We start from the raw sequence: 2,143 nt of genomic DNA on the forward strand, positions 1-2,143 counted from the left end.
AAGGCCGTGATGAAGCTGATGCGACAAGGCTAAGGCCGTGATGAAGCTGATGCGACAAGGCTCGAGCTTGGCTTCGTCGGCGATGCGCGTGATTTCCAGACGGATCAGGTTGTACATCAGCAGGGTCGCCCACAGTTCCTGCTCGACGCCGTCGGGGTGCTGACTGCGCAGCGTCATGGACTGGCGCAGCATGTCGGTCTTGATCTCCCCGTACGCGAGTTCGATCTCCCAGCGCTCGTGATACAGCGCGAACACGTCCTCGGCGGCCCAGCGCACGGGGTCGRCCAGTGAAGTGAACAGCGTGCGCGGCTTGCCGTCGATCTCGCGCGTGATGGCGCGCACGTCCCAGGTCAGCGGCAGGCCCGGATCTTTCTTGCGCGCCTGCGGCGAGACCTTCATGCGCAGGCACACGTCACCGGGCCCATATGTGTCCACCACGTCGCCTTTGAGGCCGGCGCGCGCGGGAATGAGCCAGTGGCGTCCCTGGCGGTGCTGCAACGGCCACAACAGGCCCGCCGAGTAAAAGCCCTTGTCCACGATCACCAGCGAATCGGCAGGCAACTGCGGCCACAACCGCTGCGCCAGGGTGTATTCGCTGGTGTCGTAGGCGTCCAGGCTCGCATCGACCAGCAAACGCGCCCGYGCGTCCAGCAGGCACGCCATGCGCACCAGCGGGAACGCACTCTGATGCTCGGCATGGTTGCGTTGACCACCGTATCGCTGGCGGTTCTCCAGTGTGTCAGGCGTGCGCCAGACGACACCGTCCAGTGCGTACAGCGACAGACCCTGCCAGCGATGGCGCCCGGCCTCCTGGTGCGCCCATTGCGCCGCCGTATGGCGAAACAGCCACTGCAGCGGTTCGCTGCCCAGGCGCTGGCGCGCCTGGCTCAACGCGCTGGAGCTGATGCCCTCACCCTRGGCAGGCAACGCCACCTCCAGCGCGTCGGCCACATGCAGAATCGATCGATCACGCAGCAGCGCAATGCCCAACACCAGCCAGACCACCTGCTCCATGGGCAGCCGCCGCTTGCGCAGCGTGGCCACGCCCGTGGCCTGCAGCGCCTGTTCAATCCACTGCGCAGGCAGGCTGCCTCGCACGACTCCCCACTGCTCGGGCGTGGCGTATTGATGGGTCTCGCACAGGTACTCTTGCAGCAGCATCGGCCGTCCGCCGGCCTCGTCCGGGCTCGGCTTTGTTCATACAGCCTGCACTGTACAAACAGCGAAGGCCCCGAAGGGCCTTTGCTTAACTGAGCGGCATTGGCCCGGCGGGCCCTTTCCGTTGATGCGTGCGATTCGCTCAGTCGCGCTCGCCGCCGAAGATGCCCAGCAGGGCCAGCAGGCTCTGGAAGACGTTGAACAGATCGAGGTACAGGGCCAGCGTGGCGCTGATGTAGTTGGTTTCGCCGCCGTCCATGATCTGCTTGAGGTCATAGAGCATGTAGGCCGAGAAGATGCCGATGGCGGCCACCGAGATGACCAGCATGCCAGTGGTCGAACCGACGAACACGTTGATGACCGCGCCGATCATCAGCACCATTGCGCCGACGAACAGGAATTTGCCCATGCCCGACAGGTCGCGCTTGATGACGGTGGCCAGCGAAGCCATCACGAAGAACACGCCGGCGGTGCCGCCGAAGGCCGTCATGATGAGTTCGGAGCCATTCTTGAAGCCGAGCACCATCGCGATCAGGCGCGACAGCATCAGGCCCATGAAGAAGGTGAAGCCCAGCAGCACCGGCACGCCGGCGGCGGAATTCTTGGTCTTCTCGATGGCGAACATGAAGCCGAAGGCACCGCCGAGGAAAACGATGAGGCCCAGGCCGCCGGTGAGCGAGCGGGTGATGCCGGTGCTGACGCCCACCCAGGCGCCCAGCACGGTGGGCAGCAGGCTCAGTGCGAGCAGCCAGTAGGTATTGCGCAGCACGCGCTGGCGTTCTGCCTGTGCCAACGGCTGGCCGTAGCCGGAAGAGGTGTCTAGGGTGGTAACGCGGTCGTTCATGGCCGGAGCTCCTGTGGTTGCTGCAATGACGCAGTTGGGCGCATTCTAGGTGGCCGCAAGAGGGGGTACCGGAAAAACCGTATGCGGGGTGTTCCCAACCCCTGAAGGCACTCCAGGTGGCATGGCCGTTATGCTCTTGGG

2 protein-coding genes are annotated in these 2,143 nt (G+C 64.8%); both read right to left on the reverse strand.

Going from position 1 to position 2,143, the window contains the following annotated elements:
* The coding region (locus QMO14_RS33160) for an IS4 family transposase (protein WP_301512373.1) at positions 1-1,161 on the reverse strand (1,161 nt) is incomplete at its 3' end.
* A gap of 139 nt (positions 1,162-1,300) precedes the next feature.
* Positions 1,301-2,002, reverse strand: coding sequence for a Bax inhibitor-1/YccA family protein (locus QMO14_RS33165; protein WP_301512374.1), 702 nt, complete (start codon positions 2,000-2,002; stop codon positions 1,301-1,303).
* Between the last annotated feature and the right edge of the window lie 141 nt (positions 2,003-2,143).

It is taken from the genome of Variovorax sp. CAN15 (genome assembly GCF_030462475.1).
GTDB lineage: Bacteria > Pseudomonadota > Gammaproteobacteria > Burkholderiales > Burkholderiaceae_C > Variovorax.

Bases quoted from the DNA above. Each gene is read 5' to 3' on its own strand.
- QMO14_RS33165 (WP_301512374.1), bottom strand. From the start codon at position 2,002: ATGAACGACCGCGTTACCACCCTAGACACCTCTTCCGGCTACGGCCAG.